General features: G+C 67.7%; 20 protein-coding genes. 13 read left to right on the top strand and 7 right to left on the bottom strand.

Annotated features, from left to right (window positions below; genetic code table 11):
* Positions 1 to 9: 9 nt before the first annotated feature.
* Genes ACFWF2_RS00420 through ACFWF2_RS00405 form a run of 4 tightly spaced genes read left to right on the top strand, consistent with a single transcriptional unit; the run spans position 10 to position 3,281 of the window.
* Entirely contained in the window at positions 10 to 354 is a 345-nt protein-coding gene (locus ACFWF2_RS00420; RefSeq protein ID WP_379303042.1) for a HypC/HybG/HupF family hydrogenase formation chaperone, read from the top strand.
* The gene (gene hypD / locus ACFWF2_RS00415) at positions 351 to 1,463 is read left to right on the top strand and encodes a hydrogenase formation protein HypD (protein ID WP_379303040.1); all 1,113 of its coding nucleotides are present in this window, start codon (positions 351 to 353) and stop codon (positions 1,461 to 1,463) included. The genes ACFWF2_RS00420 and hypD overlap by 4 nt, the downstream gene beginning before the upstream one ends.
* On the top strand, positions 1,456 to 2,529 hold the full coding sequence (gene hypE, locus ACFWF2_RS00410) for a hydrogenase expression/formation protein HypE (protein WP_379303038.1): 1,074 nt from the start codon (positions 1,456 to 1,458) through the stop codon (positions 2,527 to 2,529). The genes hypD and hypE overlap by 8 nt, the downstream gene beginning before the upstream one ends.
* Positions 2,530 to 2,558: 29 nt before the next feature.
* Entirely contained in the window at positions 2,559 to 3,281 is a 723-nt protein-coding gene (locus ACFWF2_RS00405; protein ID WP_379303036.1) for a DUF6390 family protein, read from the top strand.
* Between the two features lie 14 nt (positions 3,282 to 3,295).
* On the opposite strand, the gene ACFWF2_RS00400 is transcribed toward ACFWF2_RS00405, so the two are convergent.
* Both ACFWF2_RS00400 and ACFWF2_RS00395 read right to left on the bottom strand, forming a co-directional pair.
* The gene (locus ACFWF2_RS00400; RefSeq protein WP_379303034.1) at positions 3,296 to 3,742 is read right to left on the bottom strand and encodes an NUDIX hydrolase; all 447 of its coding nucleotides are present in this window, start codon (positions 3,740 to 3,742) and stop codon (positions 3,296 to 3,298) included.
* Between the two features lie 300 nt (positions 3,743 to 4,042).
* Positions 4,043 to 4,567, bottom strand: coding sequence for an OmpA family protein (locus tag ACFWF2_RS00395; RefSeq protein ID WP_379303032.1), 525 nt, complete (start codon positions 4,565 to 4,567; stop codon positions 4,043 to 4,045).
* A 356-nt stretch (positions 4,568 to 4,923) separates the two neighbouring features.
* Here ACFWF2_RS00395 and ACFWF2_RS00390 point away from each other — a divergent pair, with 356 nt between their 5' ends.
* Together ACFWF2_RS00390 and ACFWF2_RS00385 are read left to right on the top strand one after the other, a co-directional pair.
* On the top strand, positions 4,924 to 6,378 hold the full coding sequence (locus ACFWF2_RS00390) for an amidase (protein WP_379303030.1): 1,455 nt from the start codon (positions 4,924 to 4,926) through the stop codon (positions 6,376 to 6,378).
* Between the two features lie 144 nt (positions 6,379 to 6,522).
* A complete protein-coding gene (locus ACFWF2_RS00385; protein WP_379303028.1) occupies positions 6,523 to 7,491 on the top strand; it encodes a hypothetical protein in 969 nt (322 codons plus the stop codon).
* Between the two features lie 75 nt (positions 7,492 to 7,566).
* Here ACFWF2_RS00385 and ACFWF2_RS00380 read toward each other — a convergent pair whose 3' ends face one another.
* Positions 7,567 to 8,259, bottom strand: a complete 693-nt coding sequence (locus ACFWF2_RS00380; protein ID WP_379303026.1) for an SDR family NAD(P)-dependent oxidoreductase — start codon at positions 8,257 to 8,259, stop codon at positions 7,567 to 7,569.
* A 139-nt stretch (positions 8,260 to 8,398) separates the two neighbouring features.
* Here ACFWF2_RS00380 and ACFWF2_RS00375 point away from each other — a divergent pair, with 139 nt between their 5' ends.
* On the top strand, positions 8,399 to 9,259 hold the full coding sequence (locus tag ACFWF2_RS00375) for a helix-turn-helix domain-containing protein (RefSeq protein WP_379303024.1): 861 nt from the start codon (positions 8,399 to 8,401) through the stop codon (positions 9,257 to 9,259).
* Positions 9,260 to 9,311: 52 nt separating this feature from the next.
* Here ACFWF2_RS00375 and ACFWF2_RS00370 read toward each other — a convergent pair whose 3' ends face one another.
* Positions 9,312 to 9,770 (bottom strand): MarR family winged helix-turn-helix transcriptional regulator, encoded by a 459-nt coding sequence (locus tag ACFWF2_RS00370; RefSeq protein WP_379303022.1) that lies wholly within the window; start codon positions 9,768 to 9,770, stop codon positions 9,312 to 9,314.
* Positions 9,771 to 9,833: 63 nt separating this feature from the next.
* On the opposite strand from ACFWF2_RS00370, the gene ACFWF2_RS00365 reads away from it, so the two are divergent.
* Positions 9,834 to 10,202 carry a VOC family protein gene (locus ACFWF2_RS00365; RefSeq protein ID WP_379303020.1) on the top strand — a complete coding sequence of 123 codons (369 nt, stop codon included), beginning with the start codon at positions 9,834 to 9,836 and terminating at the stop codon, positions 10,200 to 10,202.
* Between the two features lie 39 nt (positions 10,203 to 10,241).
* Here ACFWF2_RS00365 and ACFWF2_RS00360 read toward each other — a convergent pair whose 3' ends face one another.
* From ACFWF2_RS00360 to ACFWF2_RS00350, 3 genes are all read right to left on the bottom strand, one after another.
* Positions 10,242 to 10,679, bottom strand: coding sequence for a VOC family protein (locus ACFWF2_RS00360; protein ID WP_379303019.1), 438 nt, complete (start codon positions 10,677 to 10,679; stop codon positions 10,242 to 10,244).
* 84 nt (positions 10,680 to 10,763) lie between these two features.
* Complete coding sequence (locus ACFWF2_RS00355) at positions 10,764 to 12,116, bottom strand: flavin monoamine oxidase family protein (RefSeq protein ID WP_379303017.1); 1,353 nt, start codon at positions 12,114 to 12,116, stop codon at positions 10,764 to 10,766.
* Positions 12,117 to 12,279: 163 nt separating this feature from the next.
* Entirely contained in the window at positions 12,280 to 12,906 is a 627-nt protein-coding gene (locus ACFWF2_RS00350) for a TetR/AcrR family transcriptional regulator (protein ID WP_379303015.1), read from the bottom strand.
* A gap of 113 nt (positions 12,907 to 13,019) precedes the next feature.
* Between ACFWF2_RS00350 and ACFWF2_RS00345 the strand changes: the two genes are divergently transcribed.
* The 5 genes from ACFWF2_RS00345 (at position 13,020) to ACFWF2_RS00325 (ending at position 17,707) form a co-directional block, all read left to right on the top strand.
* Positions 13,020 to 14,375 (top strand): flavin monoamine oxidase family protein, encoded by a 1,356-nt coding sequence (locus ACFWF2_RS00345; protein WP_379303013.1) that lies wholly within the window; start codon positions 13,020 to 13,022, stop codon positions 14,373 to 14,375.
* 12 nt (positions 14,376 to 14,387) lie between these two features.
* On the top strand, positions 14,388 to 16,091 hold the full coding sequence (locus ACFWF2_RS00340) for an aldehyde dehydrogenase family protein (protein ID WP_379303011.1): 1,704 nt from the start codon (positions 14,388 to 14,390) through the stop codon (positions 16,089 to 16,091).
* A gap of 154 nt (positions 16,092 to 16,245) precedes the next feature.
* Positions 16,246 to 16,464, top strand: a complete 219-nt coding sequence (locus ACFWF2_RS00335; RefSeq protein WP_379303009.1) for a hypothetical protein — start codon at positions 16,246 to 16,248, stop codon at positions 16,462 to 16,464.
* A gap of 70 nt (positions 16,465 to 16,534) precedes the next feature.
* Positions 16,535 to 17,035: a hypothetical protein gene (locus ACFWF2_RS00330; RefSeq protein WP_379303007.1), complete on the top strand. Its 501-nt coding sequence runs from the start codon at positions 16,535 to 16,537 to the stop codon at positions 17,033 to 17,035.
* A 129-nt stretch (positions 17,036 to 17,164) separates the two neighbouring features.
* Complete coding sequence (locus ACFWF2_RS00325) at positions 17,165 to 17,707, top strand: hypothetical protein (RefSeq protein ID WP_379303005.1); 543 nt, start codon at positions 17,165 to 17,167, stop codon at positions 17,705 to 17,707.
* Positions 17,708 to 17,744 lie beyond the last annotated feature (37 nt).

The following is a 17,744-nucleotide window of genomic DNA, read 5'->3' as shown; positions in this document are numbered from 1 at the left end:
AGAGCAGCGATGTGCCTGGCAGTCCCGGGAAAGGTGCTCAGCCTGCACGAACGCGACGGCACCATGATGTCGGTCGTCGACTTCGGCGGCGTGCACAAAGACGTTTGCCTGGAATACATTCCGGACGCGGCGATCGGCGACTACGTGGTGGTCCACGTCGGCTTCGCCATTCAGCGCCTCGACGAGGAATCGGCGTTGCGCACACTGGCCGAATTCGAGCACCTCGGTGTGCTCAACGAGGAGTTCGGCGACGGGTTCGCCCTCGCCGCCAAACAATCCGGGCTCCCCGATCCCACGGCAGAACCGGCAGCGACCGACTCCGGCGCCGACGACGACACGGAGGTGACGTCATGAAGTATCTCGACGAATTCAGCAACCCCGACCTGGCGAAGAACTTGCTCGACCAGATCCGCGCGGCCACCTCCCAGCGGTGGGCCATCATGGAAGTCTGTGGCGGACAGACCCATTCGATCATCCGCCACGGCATCGACCAGCTGCTGCCGAACGAGATCGAGATGATCCACGGCCCCGGCTGCCCTGTGTGCGTCACCCCGCTCGAGGTGATCGACAAGGCGCTCGAGATCGCCGCGCAGCCCGGGGTGATCTTCTGTTCCTTCGGCGACATGCTCCGGGTCCCTGGCAGCGAACGCGATCTGTTCCGGGTCAAGAGCGAAGGCGGTGACGTGCGGGTGGTGTATTCGCCCCTGGACGCGCTGACCATCGCCCGGCAGAACCCCGACCGGCAGGTGGTGTTCTTCGGTATCGGCTTCGAGACCACCGCACCGGCCAACGCGATGACCGTCTATCAGGCCAAACGGCTGGGCATCGAGAACTTCTCGCTGCTTGTCTCCCACGTGCTCGTCCCACCCGCCATCGCCGCGATCATGGAATCGCCGAGCTGCCGGGTCCAGGGCTTCCTGGCCGCCGGGCACGTCTGCAGCGTGATGGGCACCGAGGAGTATCCGCCGCTGGCCGACAAGTACGGGGTACCGATGGTGGTCACCGGATTCGAGCCCCTCGACATCCTGGAAGGTATCCGGCGCACCGTGACCCAGCTCGAGAACGGCAGACACGAACTCGAGAACGCCTATCCCCGCGCGGTCCGCGCCGAAGGCAACCCGGCCGCGAAGACGATGCTCACCGACGTCTTCGAGGTCACCGACCGCGCCTGGCGCGGGATCGGGGTGATCCCGAACAGCGGCTGGCGTCTCTCGGAACGCTACCTCGCCTACGACGCCGAGCACCGGTTCGCGGTCACCGACCTGCACACCGCGGAGTCCTCGATCTGCCGCTCCGGCGAGGTGCTGCAGGGGCTGATCAAGCCGCACGAATGCGCCGCCTTCGGCAAGCAATGCACACCGCGAAACCCGTTGGGAGCCACCATGGTCTCCTCCGAAGGCGCCTGCGCGGCCTACTACCTGTACCGGCGCCTCGACCTGCCCGCGGAGGTGGCTCATGCGTGAGGACAACGCGGCGGTCAGGCTCGACATGGACAGCTGGGTGTGCCCCATGCCGCTGCGCGACTCACCGACCATCGTGATGGGTCACGGTGGCGGGGGAGCGATGTCGGGTGAGCTGATCGAGCACCTGTTCCTGCCCGCGTTCGGCTCCGCTGCCGAGGCGGGCATGGGTGATTCGGCGGTGCTCACCCTCGGCGGGGCGCGGTTGGCGTTCTCGACCGACTCCTTCGTCGTGAAACCCCTGGCGTTCCCCGGCGGGTCGATCGGGGACCTGGCCGTCAACGGCACCGTCAACGACCTGGCCATGGCGGGCGCGCGGCCGATGGTGCTGTCCACGGCGTTCATCCTCGAAGAAGGCACCGCGCTCGCCGAGATCGCCCGGGTCGCCGAGGCCGTCGGCACCGCTGCCCTCGCGGCGGGCGTCAAGCTGGTCACCGGCGACACCAAGGTGGTCGACTCCGGCCACGGCGACGGCATCTTCATCAACACCGCGGGCATCGGCATCGTCGACGACGGCATCGACATCCGCCCGCAGCGGGCCCGTCCCGGCGACGTCGTGCTCGTCAGCGGTGACATCGGGGTGCACGGCGTCGCGGTGATGAGTTGCCGTGAGGGCCTCGAATTCGGCACCACCGTCTGCAGCGACACCGCGCCGCTCAACGGACTGGTCACCGCGATGCTGGCCACCGGCGCCGACGTGCACGTGCTGCGCGACCCGACGCGCGGCGGGGTCGCGGCGACACTCAACGAGATCGCGGGTGTCGCGAAAGTCGGTGTGGCACTGGATGAACGGAAACTGCCCGTCCCCGACGCGGTCCGTGATGCGTGCGGCCTGCTCGGCCTCGATCCGATGTATGTCGCCAACGAGGGCAAGCTGATCGCCTTCATCGCCCCCGAGGACGCCGACCGAGTGCTCGAGGCCATGCGGGCGCACCCGCTGGGCGCCCGTGCCGAAGCCATCGGTGTCTGCGTCGAGGACCATCCGGGCATGGTGGTCGCCCGCACCGCCCTCGGCGGCACCCGGGTGGTGGATCTGCCCGCCGGAGAACAACTGCCACGGATCTGCTGACAGGAGGCGCGATCATCGACGGGACCGACATGTTCGCCCGCTACGCCTACGCGCCCAACCGGCTCGGCTACTGCGGTCCCTCCGACGCGCGGGCGCTACACAACGGCTCCGCCGAAGAAATCCGCGCCCTGGCCCGGCAGTTCTCCGGAGCCTGGCCCTACCTGCGGGCAATGGCGACACTGACCGGCATCACCGATCCGCTCGACCGCCGCCTCGTCGAGTCCTATTGGCTCGGTGGCGGGATCGGCGCCGACCTCGACGCCGACGCGTTCACCGCCGAACTGCTCGCGATCATCGCGCCGATGGCCGGGCACTACTGGTCCTACCTGAACGCCGACCTCGCCGGGGAAGCCGCCGCCAACCACGGATTCCACGTTTTCGGCGTGTATCCCTGGACCCGGCTGCTCGGCCGCGGCGCCGACGAGCACCCGATCCGCATCCTGGACAGCTGCCGCATCACCTGGGGCACCGTGATGGCCCGCGAAGACGGCGCCGCTGCTGTCCGCTGTCAGCGGCTGATCCTGGACGGTCCGCGGCTGCGGTTGTCCGCTCCAGCGCTCCAGCGCGCCGAGGTCGACGACCAGCACCTCGCTACCGAAGTGGCTGTCGGTGACCAGGTCGCCGTGCATTGGGGGCGGGTGTGTGGCCGCATCGATTCCGCTCAGACGCGGGCGCTGGCCGCCAGTACCGCACGACAACTGCGGGTGACCAATCGCCGGTTGACCGACACCGTCCGAACCGCTCGACCGTAGTCCGATCCGGGATGTCAGGGGTGGACGAGAGTGCGGTAGGTATCGAGAATGCGGCGGATGGAGGACGTCACCGGCAGTTCACCGTCGAGCGGCGCCCAGACGTACCGCGCATGGACCGTGAGGCGGATCGGATCGGTCGCCGCGACATCCACCGCGAAATGCAGGCGGCGAACCGGGCGCGCGTCGGGGGACAGGTAGTCGAAATCCCCGACGTGGTGCCGAATCCCGGTGACAACCAGGCCCGTTTCCTCGTACACGCCCCGGACGACCGCGACGGAGAGGGACTCCCGCGGCAGCACAGTGGTGCCGGGAAGCTTCAGAGTGGCCTTGATCGGGCCGGTGTCGTGGCGCGCGAGTAGCAGCACCTGTCCACCGCGATCGATGATCGCACCGACCCGTGGTGCGGTACCGTCGATCTCGGCTCGACGCGACAGTTCCTCGAACTCCAACTCGGATACCACTAGGACTCACCGGCTTTCGACTCCGACACCGATCACCACCGCCGCCGGGTTCGACGACCGTGTCGGTGATTACCGTACGTCTCCGGCACTACGGGCGTAGGCGAATCAGAACGCAAGATTGCGAAGCCGTGACCGAGCCCACGCACCCGGATCCGCCGGAATGAGATCCTGCCGATCGGCGCCGATGGTGGAACCGGCGTCAGGCTACCGGTGCGGGGCGTCCCTGCGCCGGATCCTTGCTGCGGGAGTCGGGCTTGGCGTGCGATCCGGGTTGGCGCCGGCCGTTGGTGACGTCCTGTTCTATCCGTCGACGACCGTGATCTTGGCCTGATCGGGATCGATCTGCGTGTCTGAGGGATTCGCATCGGACTTCACCGTGATGCGCGACTTGTCGATGCCGTCGGCTTCGAGCTCGGCCGCGATGTTGTCACCGCGGGCCTCGGCCAGAGATTTGGCGGTGGCGGCGTTCGAATCCTTGGCGTAGGTCGTGATCTCTATCTTGGTGTCGTTTCCCTGCAAGGCGGCCGCAACCGCGGTGAGGGTGACGGTGTCGATCGTGCCGAGGTCGGAACTGCCCGGGTCGAAGGAGATGGGGGCGGCAACCAAGATCTTGTTGATCGCATCCTGAACCGATTGCTGCACGTTTTCGCGCACGGAACTCACCGCCGCGGAGGCCGTTGCGACGATGCTGCTCTGCAGGGTGTCGACCTGGGCGGTCGGAGTGGTCGTCGGCGTGGATGTGGTGTCGTCGGAGTTACACGCCGCGGTCATCAGCACAACCGCCGCGATCGACGCTATCCCATAGACACTGCTCGCGAGCTTCACTGGAATCTCCTGGTCTGTGAATGTCGGACAGCGGGTCGTGCTCACTTCGATCTCATCTCGTCGAGATCGTCGTCGCCATTGCGCCCGCTGCGTCGATCGACAGCACCGGGCCCAGAACTGGAGTTGATCCCATAGGCGAATCGTGCACCGCCCCCGGTCCACGCGCCTCACCCGAATCGGGTGAATCCAGAGGGTCGGCGTTTCGGTCGCTTGTCGGTCCTTCCGCGGTATCACTCGACGGGTAGCACCGCGACAGTCCCGGCCTATACCCAGACCGGGGAGGTGGCCCGTTCGACTTTCCCGTTGTGCGGAGCGGCGTTTTATGTCCTCTGCGGCAGGCCAATAGCGTCGGATTCATGGAGTGGAATTTTCGATCGGCCGAAGAGCTTTCAGCTGCCCTGCGTGCCGGTGAGGTGACCTCAATGGAACTCACCGACGAGGCGATCGCCCGCATCGAGCGGGACGACAAGGTGATCAACGCGATCTGTGTGCCGGACTTCGACCGTGCGCGGGCAGCCGCACATCGTGCCGACCAGGCGCGCGCCCGCGGCGAGGACCGGCCGCTGCTCGGCATTCCGGTGACGGTCAAGGAGTCCTACAACATCGCCGGGCTACCCACGACCTGGGGCATGCCACCGCAGCGGAACTACGTACCGGCCGAGGACGCGGTACAGGTATCGCGGCTGAAGGCCGCAGGCGCGGTGGTGCTCGGCAAGACCAATGTGCCGTTGGGGCTGCAGGATATCCAGAGCTTCAACGAGATCTACGGCACCACCAACAACCCGTGGGATCACGATCGCACGCCGGGCGGATCCTCCGGCGGATCCGCGGCGGCCCTGGCGTGCGGATTCGGCGCGCTGTCCATCGGCTCCGACCTCGCCGGATCGCTGCGCACCCCCGCGCATTTCTGCGGCATCTACGCACACAAGCCGACACTCGGGCTGGCGGCGACTCGCGGTATGGTCGCGCCGCCTGCACCGGCACTGCCGACCGACCTCGACCTCGCCGTCGTCGGTCCGATGGCGCGCACCGCGCGCGACCTCACCCTCCTGCTCGACGTCATGGCCGGACCGGACCCGCTGACGCACGGCATGGCATACGACATGACGCTGCCGCCTGCGCGCCACGAGCGGCTCGCCGACTTCCGGGTCCTGGTCCTCGACGAGCATCCGCTCATCCCCACCGGGTCCGCTGTGCGGACGGGAGTGAACCGGGTGGCCGACGCGCTCGTCGACGGGGGCGCCCGCGTCGAACGGCACAGTCCGCTGCTGCCCGATCTGACCGAAGCCGCGACGCTCTACACGCGGTTGCTGTTCTCGAGCACCGTCGCACGTTTTCCCGTCGAAGCCTACGAGCAGCTGCAGACCCGCGCCGCCGCACTGAACGCAGACGACCAGAGTCTCGACGCCGCGCGGCTGCGCGGCATGGTGATCAGCCACCGCGACTGGATCGAGGCGAATACCCGTCGCGAGCTCCACCGCCACGGCTGGCGTCAGCTCTTCGTCGAGTTCGATGCCGTCGTGTGTCCGATCACGCCGACTCCCGCGTTCCCCCACGACCACAACCCCGACCTGCTGGAACGCCGGATCGACATCGACGGCGTCACGTACCCGTACTTCGATCAGCTCGTCTGGGCCGGTCTGGCGACCATGCCCGGCCTGCCTGCCACCGCCATCCCCGCCGGCCGGTCTCCCGAGGGCCTGCCGGTGGGAGTGCAGCTCATCGGACCGATGCTCGAGGACCGCACCGTACTGCGGCTGGCCGAACTACTCGAGCAGAAGATCGGCGGCTTCCAGCCGGTCTTTCCGTAGATTGCACCGCCCGACCTGGGGAAGGTCAACCACAGGGTGTGCCCGGTTGTCAGTGATCCGATTCGGGAGCGCGGCGCCGGGTATGCGCGAGGTGGTGTCGCCGTGCTCGGGTGGCATCGCTGACAGCCGTAGGAGGAGGTCGAATTGGATATCGAACGAGGCAATACCAAACATGGACCCGCCCACGACGAGGAGCTGGCCGACGAGCTGGACCGGGCCCTCAGGGGTGCGGGCGGTGGCGAGGCCTGGCGGGAGCCGGAGCCGCTTTCCGACGACGACGCCGAGATCGACGTCCGATCCGACTACGGCAAACGCGCGTTCCCCGACCCCGCTGCCTCGCAGTCTCGTCCGGGCGCGCCGGCGATGGGCGACGGCGATGATCGCAGGGCAGCACCGCTGATCGATATACGCAGGCTTACCGACCTGCCGAACGCCGTCGTCTCCGCGGCCTTTCAGACCGCGGCGCGCGTGCGCCACGCGCGGGTGTTTCATCCACGGGGAATCCGCCTCGCCGGGCGGTTCCGGCCCGCGCAGAAGTACGAGCCGTGGTTCGGTGCGGGCGATCGGGCGGTTATCGCGCGACTGTCGAAGGCACTGGGTAGTCCGGTCGGGGTGCCCGATGTCCTCGGGTTGGCCTTTCGGGTGCTCGACCGCGACGATCACCCGTGGGACTTCGCTTTGGCGACCACCGGTCGCGGCACCCTCGGCCGATTCGTCTTCACCCCTGCACTCGGCTGGGCCACCGCCTGCTTCGGCTCGCTGCTGCCGTACCGGTTCGCCGACGCGTCACCGGCGTGGCTGTTCGCCGAGCCGCTCGACGCCGAGGCGCTGCCGAACACGGCGTCGTTGCAAGCCGTCGGTGACTACCTCGACGATCGGGTGATTCGCTACACCCTGACCGCTGACGGGCTCGGCAGTCCGGCCGAGATCATCGGTGAGCTGGACCTGCGGCGAGCCGCACCGGGTGAGCACCGCACCGATTTCTTCGATCCGGTCCTCAACCATCCCGCCGGGGTGGCGCTGGTCCCGAACGTGGTCAACCGGATCCGCGAGAGCGCCTACACCGGAAGTCGGCGCGGTCGGGATGACGAGGGGTCGCAGCCGCCTGCCTGAGCGGAACGTGGCGTAGGCGACGATGCGGCCGCGGAACCACACGCCGGAATCCCCTGGACATCGGATGGGCGACGCCTACCAGCGAAGTTCGCCGGCCTCGTCCTGGAGTGTCCCGGTGGGTCCGTCCGCGCCGATCGTCGCCAGCCGCACAACGGTTCTGGCGCTTTCCTCGACAGGTCGCCCACCTCCCATGCCCAGGGCCGCCGTCATGTCGGTGTCGGTGAAGCCGGGCTCCAACGCATTGAACTTGATGCCCGGCTCGGCCTTGGCGTACTGCACCATGAGCATGGTCGCGGCTGACTTGGACGCCGCGTAGAGCGTCGCAGGCAGCCCGAACTCCGGCCTGTCGGGATTGTTCACCGCCCAGAACGATCCGGCGCTGCTGGAGATCGTGACGACGACAGGATGCTGCGATGCGCGGAGCAGCGGGAGTGCCGCCTCCGTGACCCGGACGACGCCGACAGCGTTGGTGTCGAACACACGCAGAGCCGTTGGGCCGTCGACGATCCCGCCGCCGGAGATACCCGCATTGTGAATCAGCACGTCCAGACGACCCTCGACCGAGTCGATGGTCGCCAACGCCGCGGTCACCGACGCGTCGTCGGTCACGTCGAGCTGTACGAACCGCGCACCCAACTCGGCCGCGGCTTTCTCGCCGCGCTCGACGTCGCGGGCCCCGATGTAGACGGTGTGACCGAGGTGAATCAGTTGTCTGGCGGTCTCGTAGCCGATGCCCTTGTTGGCTCCGGTGATCAGCGTGACGGTCATAGTGCTTCCCTTCCGATATCCGTTGCCCGGGTGGGCATCAAGGACGCTATGTGCGACCGCTCCCGCCAGGCAGCGCCCCTTCGGTCCCAGGGTGTGACAGGGCCCCTTTGTGCCGGCGCTCGAGCTCTACGCTGGTGGCATGACGAACCGGCCGAACACCTTGGGCGAGTACCTCCGTGCACGCCGCGGACTCGTGACGCCGCAGCAGGCCGGTATTCCCGAACTCGGTGTGCGGCGGGTGCCTGGCCTGCGACGGGAAGAGGTCGCCATGCTGGCCGGCATCAGCGCCGACTACTACCTACGTCTCGAGCGTGGCCGCGACCGCAACCCGTCGACACAGGTTCTCGAGTCGATCGCGCGAGTGCTGCATCTCGACGACGACCACATCGCGTACCTCATGACGCTGGTGGCCGACAAGCCCCGCCAGAGCCGACGACGTCCGCGCAAGGAGACCATGCCGCCCGGCATGGTGCGGCTCCTGGCATCCCTGGCGCAGCCTGCCTACATCGAGGGGCGCTACTTCGACATCCTGGCCTCCAACTCGTTGGCTGCAGCGCTCTCGCCCCGCTTCACCGTCGGCGGCAATCAGCTCAGGGACATGTTCCTCGACCCAGCCGAGCAGGCCCTGTACCCCGACTGGAAGAACGCCACGCAGTGCCTCATCGCCAACCTGCGCCAGTCCGTAGGCACCGACATCGACGACCCGCGCTTTATCGAGCTCGCCGGCGAGCTCTCACTCGCGAGCCCTCGGTTCCGCGAGCTGTGGGCCCGGCACGATGTGAAGGGACAGTATGGATCGCCCATGCGATTCGACCACCCTCAGGTCGGTGAGATGACGCTCAACCGGGAGAGGCTCAGCATCGGTGAGGCCGACGACCTCAAACTCGTCGTCTTCCACCCCGACCCCGGCACCGTGCATGCCGACAAGCTTGCCCTGCTGGCGTCCGCGGCCCTGCCCGCATCGACCACCGTCCACCACCGCGAACGATCAGGCACGTGACCGACCGGAGTCGGTCGCACAACCAAAGTGGCGGGAACCTGATTGAAGACGACTATGTACCGTCGTTGCCTTCGCGCAGGGAATGGATCATGCTCCGCAGGCTCCGGAACGCGTCCGACTGCTCGGTCTCGGTCATGCCCGCCAGCATTCTGACCTCGACGGATCGGACCGCTGCGCTCGCCTTCTCGAGGCTGCGTCGGCCACGAGGGGTGAGCCGCGTGGGAAGTGCCTTCCCGACGGGTGCCTCCGCGGGCCTGCTCACGTAGCCGTCTCGTTCCAGGGCCTGGAGCAGCACGTTCATCGTCTGCCTGGTCACGAACGCCCCCCGTGCGAGCTCGGAGTTCGACAAGCCCGGTCGTTGAGCCAGCAGCTCGAGGCAGGAGTAGTGCGTCACGCTCATCCCGAGCGGTCGCAGCACCTCCTCCATCGCGGCGCGCAAGGCGCTCGACGCCTCTTTCAACAGGTAGCCCAGTGACGTCTCCAGGTCGACGCCGATACCGTCTTGACTCATGTCAGTATTCTGACATAGATTGAAACGTGTCAGAAACCTGACACGAAGAGAAGGAGCATCATCATGCCCGCCACCGGCCCCGACTTCCTCTCGCTCCAAGCGCGCGACCTCGACGCTTCGCAGGCGTTCTACGAGCGGTACCTCGGCCTCGTCCGCTCGCAGACCGGACCTCCGCACGCCGTCGTCTTCGAAACGAAGCCGATCGCGTTCGCGCTCCGCGACATCGTTGCAGGCACCGATCTCGCATCCGCTGCTCAGCCTGGCATCGGTGCCGCGATCTGGCTGCACGCCACAGACGTCCAGGCCATTCACGATGCTCTGGTCACCGACGGTCACACCATCGTCTCCGCGCCGATCGACGGCCCCTTCGGCCGGACATTCACCTTCGCCGACCCCGACGGCTACCGGATCACTCTCCACGACCGCGCCTGACCGGCGCAGCGCCAGGTTCGACCCGGCGGGACCACTGGCTTATCCGAGTTCTTCGGCGAGCCCGATGAGCAGGCCTTCGGGGCCGCGGATGTAGCAGAGCCGATAGACGTCCTCGTACTGAACCACTTCGCTGCTGACCAGCTGCGCGCCGTGCTTGCCGAGGCGAGCGAGCGTCTCGTCGATGTCGTCCACGGTGAACATGACGCGGAGGTAGCCCAGCGTGTTCACCGGAGCGTTCCGGGAACCGGCGAGCACCTCCGGCGCGAGAAAGCGCGAGAGCTCGAGCCGGTTGTGGCCGTCCGGTGTGCGCATCATGGCGATCTCGACGCGCTGGTCGCCGAGCCCGGTCACCCGTCCGGCCCATTCGCCGTCCACCATGGCTCGACCCTCGAGTTCGAGGCCGAGTTCACCGAAGAACTCGATCGCAGCCGTGAGGTCTTCGACGACGATGCCGACGTTGTTCATCCTGACTGGCATGGGGTCATCCTAGAGGCGCTGCTGCCTCGGCGAGGACGGCGAAACGCCGGACGCGTGCGGTGGCAGCCCGGTCCTGATTCGCGATCAATCAGCCGGCGAATCCGGCAGGGCGGCAGCGACTTCGGTGGCGGCGCGCTCGCCGGACTCGATGGCGCCCTCGATGTATCCGGCGTGCTCGCGGGCGGTTTCGGTGCCTGCCCAGTGGAGGTGGCCCAGCGGTGTCGTGTCGGCAGGCAGGTAGCCGTCGTCGGTGCCGATGATCGGCAGGGCCGTGTAGCCGCCGCCGACGTGCTGGTCCCGGTGCCATGACTTCTCGTGCCAGCCGCGCGGCTCGAGGACTCGCGGGCCGAGGTGGGCGGCGAGCGGGCCGAGGATCGCCGCGCGGCGGGCATCGTTGTCGAGCCCGTCGAGGGCGCGGGCTTCGGGACCCGCGACGAGGATGCACAGGTGGCCGGGACCGCCGGGCGGTGAGGTATCGAAGCTCGCCAGGCCCGGCTCGGTGAGCGCCAGCAATTCGGCGTGGCCGCGATCGCGCCAGAACGGCCGATCGTAGACCGCGATCGCCTTGTATACCGAACCCATATAGGTGTTGTCCTGCAGCCGGATTCGCGCGGCGGGCAGTGCGGGGTGGTGCTCGATGCGCGCGGCCATCGGGGGCGGGACGGTCACGATCACCTTCGCGGCGCGGTAGCTTCCGGTAGCCGATCGGATCGTGACACCGTCGTCGTCGCGGTGGATCGCGGTGACCGCGCTGTCGAAGATCACCCGATCGCCGAGGTCGGCGGCGAGTCGTTCGGCCAGCGTCCCGGCCCCGTCGGCGACCAGCCCCTCCTGTGCGCCGCCCGCGGTGGACAGCATGGTCCGGAATCCGCCTTGGAAGCGGATCATGTCGAGAAAGGCGTACACCGAGTACCGGTCGAGGTCGGCGGTGGTGGACACCGAGGTGATGACCTCCAGCAGCCGCCGTGCCCGCCGGTTCGGTACGTGTCCCAGCCATGACCGCAGGCTCTTCGTCCGCCATGCGCGCGGTGCGCCGACCCGCGCGGCGATCTCCCACACCAGCAGGACCGCGTACGCGGCCACCGCGTCCACGCCCGAGTTCGAGACGACCGTGTCGCCGTCGACGACCGTGGCCCGGTCGGGTGTCCGCATCGCGAAGACCGTTGTGCCGAGTTCGGCGGCCAGCGCCTCGAAGCGGTGGTGCCCGTGTCCGATCCATTGGCCGCCGAGGTCGACCCGGGAACCGAGCACGGTGGTCTCGGCCAGCATCCGCCCGCCCGGCCGTGCGGCGGACTCGAGTACGAGGACGTCGATGCCCCGGCGGTGCAACGCGCGGGCCGCGATCAGTCCGGCCATGCCCGCGCCGACAACGACGACAGTCGCTGCGCGCGGTAGATCCCCGCCGTCGGGCAGGCCGGGAGATGTCTGCTGGGCCATCGTCTCACTCCAGATGTGCGTCAGGGCCGACCGCGCAGCACCCGCTCCGATGCGAGAGTGCGGAAATAAGTCGGACAGCCGTACGAATCACGATAGAACGAAGGTGACGTGCGACGCAATGGGTGACAACCCCGAGGTCATGGCGTGGTGGCGCCGAGCGGGCTCATCGCCTGGTCGTGCTCCGGGCGACCGGCTGCGGATCGGCGAACAGCATCAGCATGTCGAGGGCTTGGTTCAGGTCGCGCCGCGCGCGGTCGGCGTCAGGCTTGGACACGTACTGCAGGATCAGTCCATCGATCTGGGCCAGCGCCAGCCTGCCGAGCGTGTCGAAGCCGACCGCGCAGCGCTCACCCGCGGCCTGGGCCGCCTGTTCGCAGAACTCGGTGACGACCGAGCTGTAGCGCTCGTACTGCAGCTGGGCCAGGCTGCCGCCGGGCTCGGTGCGCAGCGAGTACGTCATGAGCTCGTACTGCATGATCTGCAATCCGATCCGGTCGGCGACCAAGAGCTCCCAGAAGCTGGTGACGCCGTGGCGCAGCGCGTGTTCGACGCCTTTGTCGAGCTCGAGCTGGGCCCGTAGCGCCCCGGAGATGTCGCCGATGACGGTGGTGATGACCGCCTGGAGCAGTTTGTCCTTGGTGGGGAATACGTAGTGCAGCGTGCCGAGCGGGACGCCCGCCTCGGCGGCGACCGCGCGCAGCGTGGTGGCGGGTACCCCGATCGCGCTGAGCACGGTGACAGCCGCCGTGACGATCTGCTCCTCGCGCTCGGACGCTTTGACGTAAACCACGGGTTCTCCTCGCTCCACGGCGGACGAATATCGCCACAACTCTTGCACACGCCATCCGGGTGACCTACATTACAGTCGGACAACCGACCGAGATTTGAGCGAAGGAACCGGCGATGACCGATATCGATGTTGTGGTGGTAGGTGCCGGTCTCGCCGGCCTGACCGCGGCCAGGGAGCTCACCGCGGCAGGCCGCACGGTGCGGGTGCTCGAGGCGCGAAACCGGGTGGCCGGGCGTAACGCAGGCGGCACCCTGTCGAACGGGGTTCCGGTCGAGATGGGCGGACAGTGGATCGGCCGGACCCAGACCGAGGTCCTGAAACTGGTCGCCGAACTCGGCCTCGAGACCTTCCCGACCTACGACGAGGGGGAGTCGGTGACCCGCTACCAGGGCACTGTCACCCGCTACGGCGACGAAACCTTCGGCCTCTCCGACGCGGCCGCCGTGGAGGTGGGCCGCCTGCAGGCCGAACTCGAGGCGATCGCCGCCACCGTCTCGCTGTCCTCGCCCTGGACCGCGCCGGACGCGGCCGAGCTGGATCGCCGAACCCTCGACGAGTGGTTGCGCGCGAACACCGACAACGAGGAGGTACTGGCGTTCTGGGCCGCGGTCGTGCCCGCGCTGTTCTCCGCCGAGTCCGCGGAGATGTCGCTGCTGCACTTCCTGTTCTACCTCAAGTCCGGGGGCATGCTCGATGTCCTCGTCGGCGTCACCGGCGGTGCGCAGGAGTTGCGGGTCGTCGGCGGCACGCACCAGATCTCCGAACGGCTCGCCTCGGCGCTCGGTGACGAGGTCGTCCTGCTCGACGCCCCGGTGTCGGCCATCGCCCACGACGAGAACGGTGTGCGGGTCACCTATTCCGGTGGGACGATCGCCGCCGGGCATGTCATCGTGGCGATTCCGCCGACCCTGGCCGGCCGCCTGCGCTACCAGCCCGCCCTGCCCGCCACACGCGACGGTCTCACCCAGCAGATCCCGATGGGGTCGGTCATCAAGGTCCAGATCGCCTACCCGACGCCGTTCTGGCGCGACGCAGGCCTGAACGGATTCGCCTTCGACCTCGACGGCGCCATCAGCGTCACCGTCGACAACTCCCCGCCGGACGGGTCGTGCGGGGTGATCGTCGCGTTCTTCGAGGGCGCGCACGCGCGCACGGCGGCGAGCTGGAGCATCGGCGAACGACGTGCCGCCGCGGTGGCCACCCTGACCGAGCTGTTCGGTCCCCGAGCCGCCGATCCGATCGACTACGTCGAATTGAACTGGATGGAAGAGGAATACACCCGCGGTTGTTACGGCGGCCGGTTGGGCGCCGGGGTGTGGACGCAGTACGGAGCGGCGCTGTCGGCGCCGATCGGGCGGATCCACTGGGCGGGCGCGGAGACGGCCGAGGTGTGGAACGGCTACATGGACGGCGCGGTCCGGTCCGGTCACCGCGCGGCGGCCGAAGTCCTCGCCCGTATCGATTCCTGACGGAGGCTCATCATGACGACATCAACCGAACGTATCGCTGTCCCGCCGCTGGACTCCGCTGTCGTGCGACTGCAGCACGGCGAGCAGACCTGGGCGGCACTGTCCCTGCGGGACCGCCTCGATCTGCTGACCGCGCTGTCGGAGGCCACGCGCGCCCACGCGCAGGAGTGGGTCGACGTCGCCTGCCGTATCAAGAAACTTCCGGCAGATTCACCGCTGGTCGGTGAGGAATGGATCAGTGGGCCGTACGCGATGCTCAGCAGCATCGGCGCGCTGTCGGCGTCGCTGACCGCGATTCTCGAGGGCCGAAGTCCCCTCGACGGCTTCGGTCAGTCCCGCGCGCCCGGCGATCGTCTCGCGGTTCGGGTGCTGCCGCACAACATCTTCGATCGACTGCTGCTCAACGGGTTCTCCGCCGAGGTGTGGACCATGCCCGGTGTGTCACCGGCCGAGTTGCGCGACACCGCGGGACTGGCCCAGCGCAGGCCCGCCGACACCGACGGTGTCGGTGTCGTTCTGGGGGCGGGCAACATCTTCTCGATCGCGCCGCTGGACACGCTCTACGAACTGTTCGCGCACAACCGGGTCGTGTTGCTCAAGCTCAACCCGATCACCGATCCGCTGCTGCCGGTGTTCGAGAAGGTCTTCGCTCGTTTCATCGAACTCGGACTCGTCGAGATCGTGACCGGCGGTGTGGATGTCGGGCACGCCGCGGTGACCCATCCAGGGATCGGGCACATCCATATCACCGGCAGTGTGAAGTCCCATGATGCCATCGTGTTCGGTTCCGGTGTGGATGGTCTGGCCCGCAGGCATCGCGGAGAAGTGTTGCTGGACAAGCCGATCACCAGCGAACTCGGTGGGGTGTCGCCGACGATCGTGGTGCCGGGGAAGTGGTCGGCGCGTGATCTCGACTATCAGGCCGAGCACATCGTCACCCAGAAGCTGCACAACAACGGCTACAACTGCGTCGCCTCCCAGGTGCTGGTGCTCAGCAGCGACTGGGCGCAGAAGGACGCGTTCCTGGCCGCACTGCGGACGGCATTCGCGAAAGCACCCGACCGCGCGCCCTACTATCCCGGGAGCGATGATCGCTGCGCGAAGGCGGTGACCGATCATCCCGGCGCCGAACGCATCGCCGACCGGGTTCTCCTGGACGGCCTCGTCGCCGACGACATCGCCTTCGACGAGGAGTATTTCGGCCCGGTTCTCGCTGTCACCTATCAGCCGGGGGAGGGCCGCGAATTCCTCGATAACGCAGTCGAATTCGCCAACCGGCGATTGTCGGGCACCCTCGGCGCGAATATCGTCATCCATCCCCGCACCGAGCGTGGGCTCGGCACCGGATTCACCGACGCGATCGCCGCACTGCGCTACGGCACCATCGCGATCAACGCCTGGACCGGTGTCGGCTATCTCACCGCCCGCGCGACCTGGGGTGCCTTCCCCGGCCACACGATCGACGACGCACAGAGCGGAATCGGGGTCGTGCACAACGGTGTCCTGCTCGACCACACCGAACGAACCGTGGTCCACGGCCCGTTCCGTCCGTTCCCGCGCTCGGTGTTGTGCGGCGAGTTCACGATGTCCCCGCGTCCGCCGTGGTTCGTCACCAACCGGACCGCCGCGACCACCGGCCGCAGGCTCGCCGCGTTCGCGGGCGCCCCTGGTTGGCGGAAGCTGCCGGGTATCTTCCTGTCGGCTCTGCGCGGATAACGGCGCGCCCGGTGCGTTCTTCGTACCGATTGCCAGCTAACTCCCAGCTGAGACCGAGCCGGCCCGGAGGAACCGGCACAACGATGGGCGGAGTCGAAAGTCGAACATCCGACGAGCAACACACGCCCGTCGACCGGATTCGAAGGAGAACTCCGTGAACGTTGTCAGGACCACAGCGGCGAAGGTGGCCATCGCCGGAGGTGTCGCCGCTGCACTGATCGGACTCGGCGCCGGAGCCGCCAGTGCACAGCCGCACGACAGCCCCGACCAGGGGCGTCCGGGCCCCGCTCAGCAGCACAACCCCGGCCCGAACCAAGGACCACAGCAGCACGGCTTCTGGTTCTTCGACCGCTGGGTGCCGGTGCCCTGGTGACCGGACCGGCCGTTCACCGACCACGGTGAACGGCCGCTCCATCGATGCCGCTTGGCTATCATCGGCGAGTGTGCAGCTACAGGTGAACGACGTCTACGGCGGAGTGGTGGGTACGGTGCTCACCAGCGTCATGCTGGCGGCCGTTCCGGCGGATCAGTCGCCGATGTATGCGGCAGCGTGGATCGTGGCGAGTGTGGCCATCGCCGCGGTCACGCGCAGCTACGGCCAGCATGTCTCCACGCACCAGGCCGGGTCGAGGTCGGGGTTCTTGGTCGATCTCGGTCGCACCATGCTCACCGGCATACCGATGGTCATCGCGTGCGTGCCGACGCTGATCGTGCTGTTGCTCGCGCATTTCGCGGGGTGGAGCGACGACGTCTTCCATTCCGACGGTTCGGTGACTCCCGGCTACACCACGATGGCGCTGGGACTCAACGCTGCGATCCTGTTCTGCTGGGGCATGGTGGCGGCACGGGTCGGCGGATACTCCCGATGGGGTGCCTGCGGGGTGGGCATCGTCAACACCACCCTCGGACTGGCGGTCGTCGTACTCAACGTCATCCTCAATTAGCCCATTCGGCGACGTCTGCTTCCCCCGTGCGGGCAATAGTGGCACCCCCGATGTGGTCGGCGCAGTATCGAGGTGCCGACGAGATCTCGGGTTGGGTCCGCTGTCAGTGCGCTGTGCTGAAATTGCTGTATGACAACAACTTCCGTCATCGAATTCGACGTCGTCGCCACTACCGGCAGTGGGTGGGTCGCGTTGTGGGATGCGGCGTCCTTCGCCCATGTGACCGATCAGGCCGGCTGGGAGATGGAGCTGATCGAACCGGACGAGGCGGGGCATCTGTCGGGTGGTCATCTCGTTCCGCTGAACATCCTGTGCGACGGTCGCTACGGAGTGCGCGTGCGATGCGGTGCGGAGTTTGCTCCGGTGTTGGACGAGCGGGAAGCCGCCTATCGGAAGTTGGAATCGGAGCCGTACCTGTTCCGGTCGACCGGGACCGTGCACGTGACGGGAGCGGAGTTCATCGGCACCTACGAGGATGAGGAGCCGCCGCAGGCGTTCATCCTGCCCGCAGGGGAGTACACCGTGACTGTGCACCTGCTGGATTGGGAACAGGAGCCCGGCATGGTCCTGCCCGACGGCGCGCCGGACGCACTGCCCGACTTCGTCGTCCTCGTCGGTCCGAAGACCGGCGAGCAGTTCCGTCGGGACGAGGTAACCTTCGACGACATCTGACCGAACGGGCGGAGCCGGACGAGGCTGCGGAGATCGA

The organism is Nocardia sp. NPDC060259, from assembly GCF_042728775.1.
Lineage (GTDB): Bacteria > Actinomycetota > Actinomycetes > Mycobacteriales > Mycobacteriaceae > Nocardia.
Note: the sequence above shows the minus strand (reverse complement) of the source record. Positions and strands in the feature narration are given on the sequence as shown.

Excerpts from the sequence above, each read along its gene's own strand:
- ACFWF2_RS00355 (WP_379303017.1), bottom strand. The coding sequence starts at position 12,116 with ATGGCCCAGCAGACATCTCCCGGCCTGCCCGACGGCGGGGATCTACCG.
- ACFWF2_RS00365 (WP_379303020.1), top strand. The coding sequence starts at position 9,834 with ATGCCCGCCACCGGCCCCGACTTCCTCTCGCTCCAAGCGCGCGACCTC.
- hypD (WP_379303040.1), top strand. The coding sequence starts at position 351 with ATGAAGTATCTCGACGAATTCAGCAACCCCGACCTGGCGAAGAACTTG.
- ACFWF2_RS00420 (WP_379303042.1), top strand. The coding sequence starts at position 10 with ATGTGCCTGGCAGTCCCGGGAAAGGTGCTCAGCCTGCACGAACGCGAC.
- ACFWF2_RS00340 (WP_379303011.1), top strand. The coding sequence starts at position 14,388 with ATGACGACATCAACCGAACGTATCGCTGTCCCGCCGCTGGACTCCGCT.
- ACFWF2_RS00380 (WP_379303026.1), bottom strand. The coding sequence starts at position 8,259 with ATGACCGTCACGCTGATCACCGGAGCCAACAAGGGCATCGGCTACGAG.
- ACFWF2_RS00370 (WP_379303022.1), bottom strand. The coding sequence starts at position 9,770 with ATGAGTCAAGACGGTATCGGCGTCGACCTGGAGACGTCACTGGGCTAC.
- ACFWF2_RS00390 (WP_379303030.1), top strand. The coding sequence starts at position 4,924 with ATGGAGTGGAATTTTCGATCGGCCGAAGAGCTTTCAGCTGCCCTGCGT.
- ACFWF2_RS00360 (WP_379303019.1), bottom strand. The coding sequence starts at position 10,679 with ATGCCAGTCAGGATGAACAACGTCGGCATCGTCGTCGAAGACCTCACG.
- ACFWF2_RS00375 (WP_379303024.1), top strand. The coding sequence starts at position 8,399 with ATGACGAACCGGCCGAACACCTTGGGCGAGTACCTCCGTGCACGCCGC.
- ACFWF2_RS00345 (WP_379303013.1), top strand. The coding sequence starts at position 13,020 with ATGACCGATATCGATGTTGTGGTGGTAGGTGCCGGTCTCGCCGGCCTG.
- hypE (WP_379303038.1), top strand. The coding sequence starts at position 1,456 with ATGCGTGAGGACAACGCGGCGGTCAGGCTCGACATGGACAGCTGGGTG.
- ACFWF2_RS00325 (WP_379303005.1), top strand. The coding sequence starts at position 17,165 with ATGACAACAACTTCCGTCATCGAATTCGACGTCGTCGCCACTACCGGC.
- ACFWF2_RS00405 (WP_379303036.1), top strand. The coding sequence starts at position 2,559 with ATGTTCGCCCGCTACGCCTACGCGCCCAACCGGCTCGGCTACTGCGGT.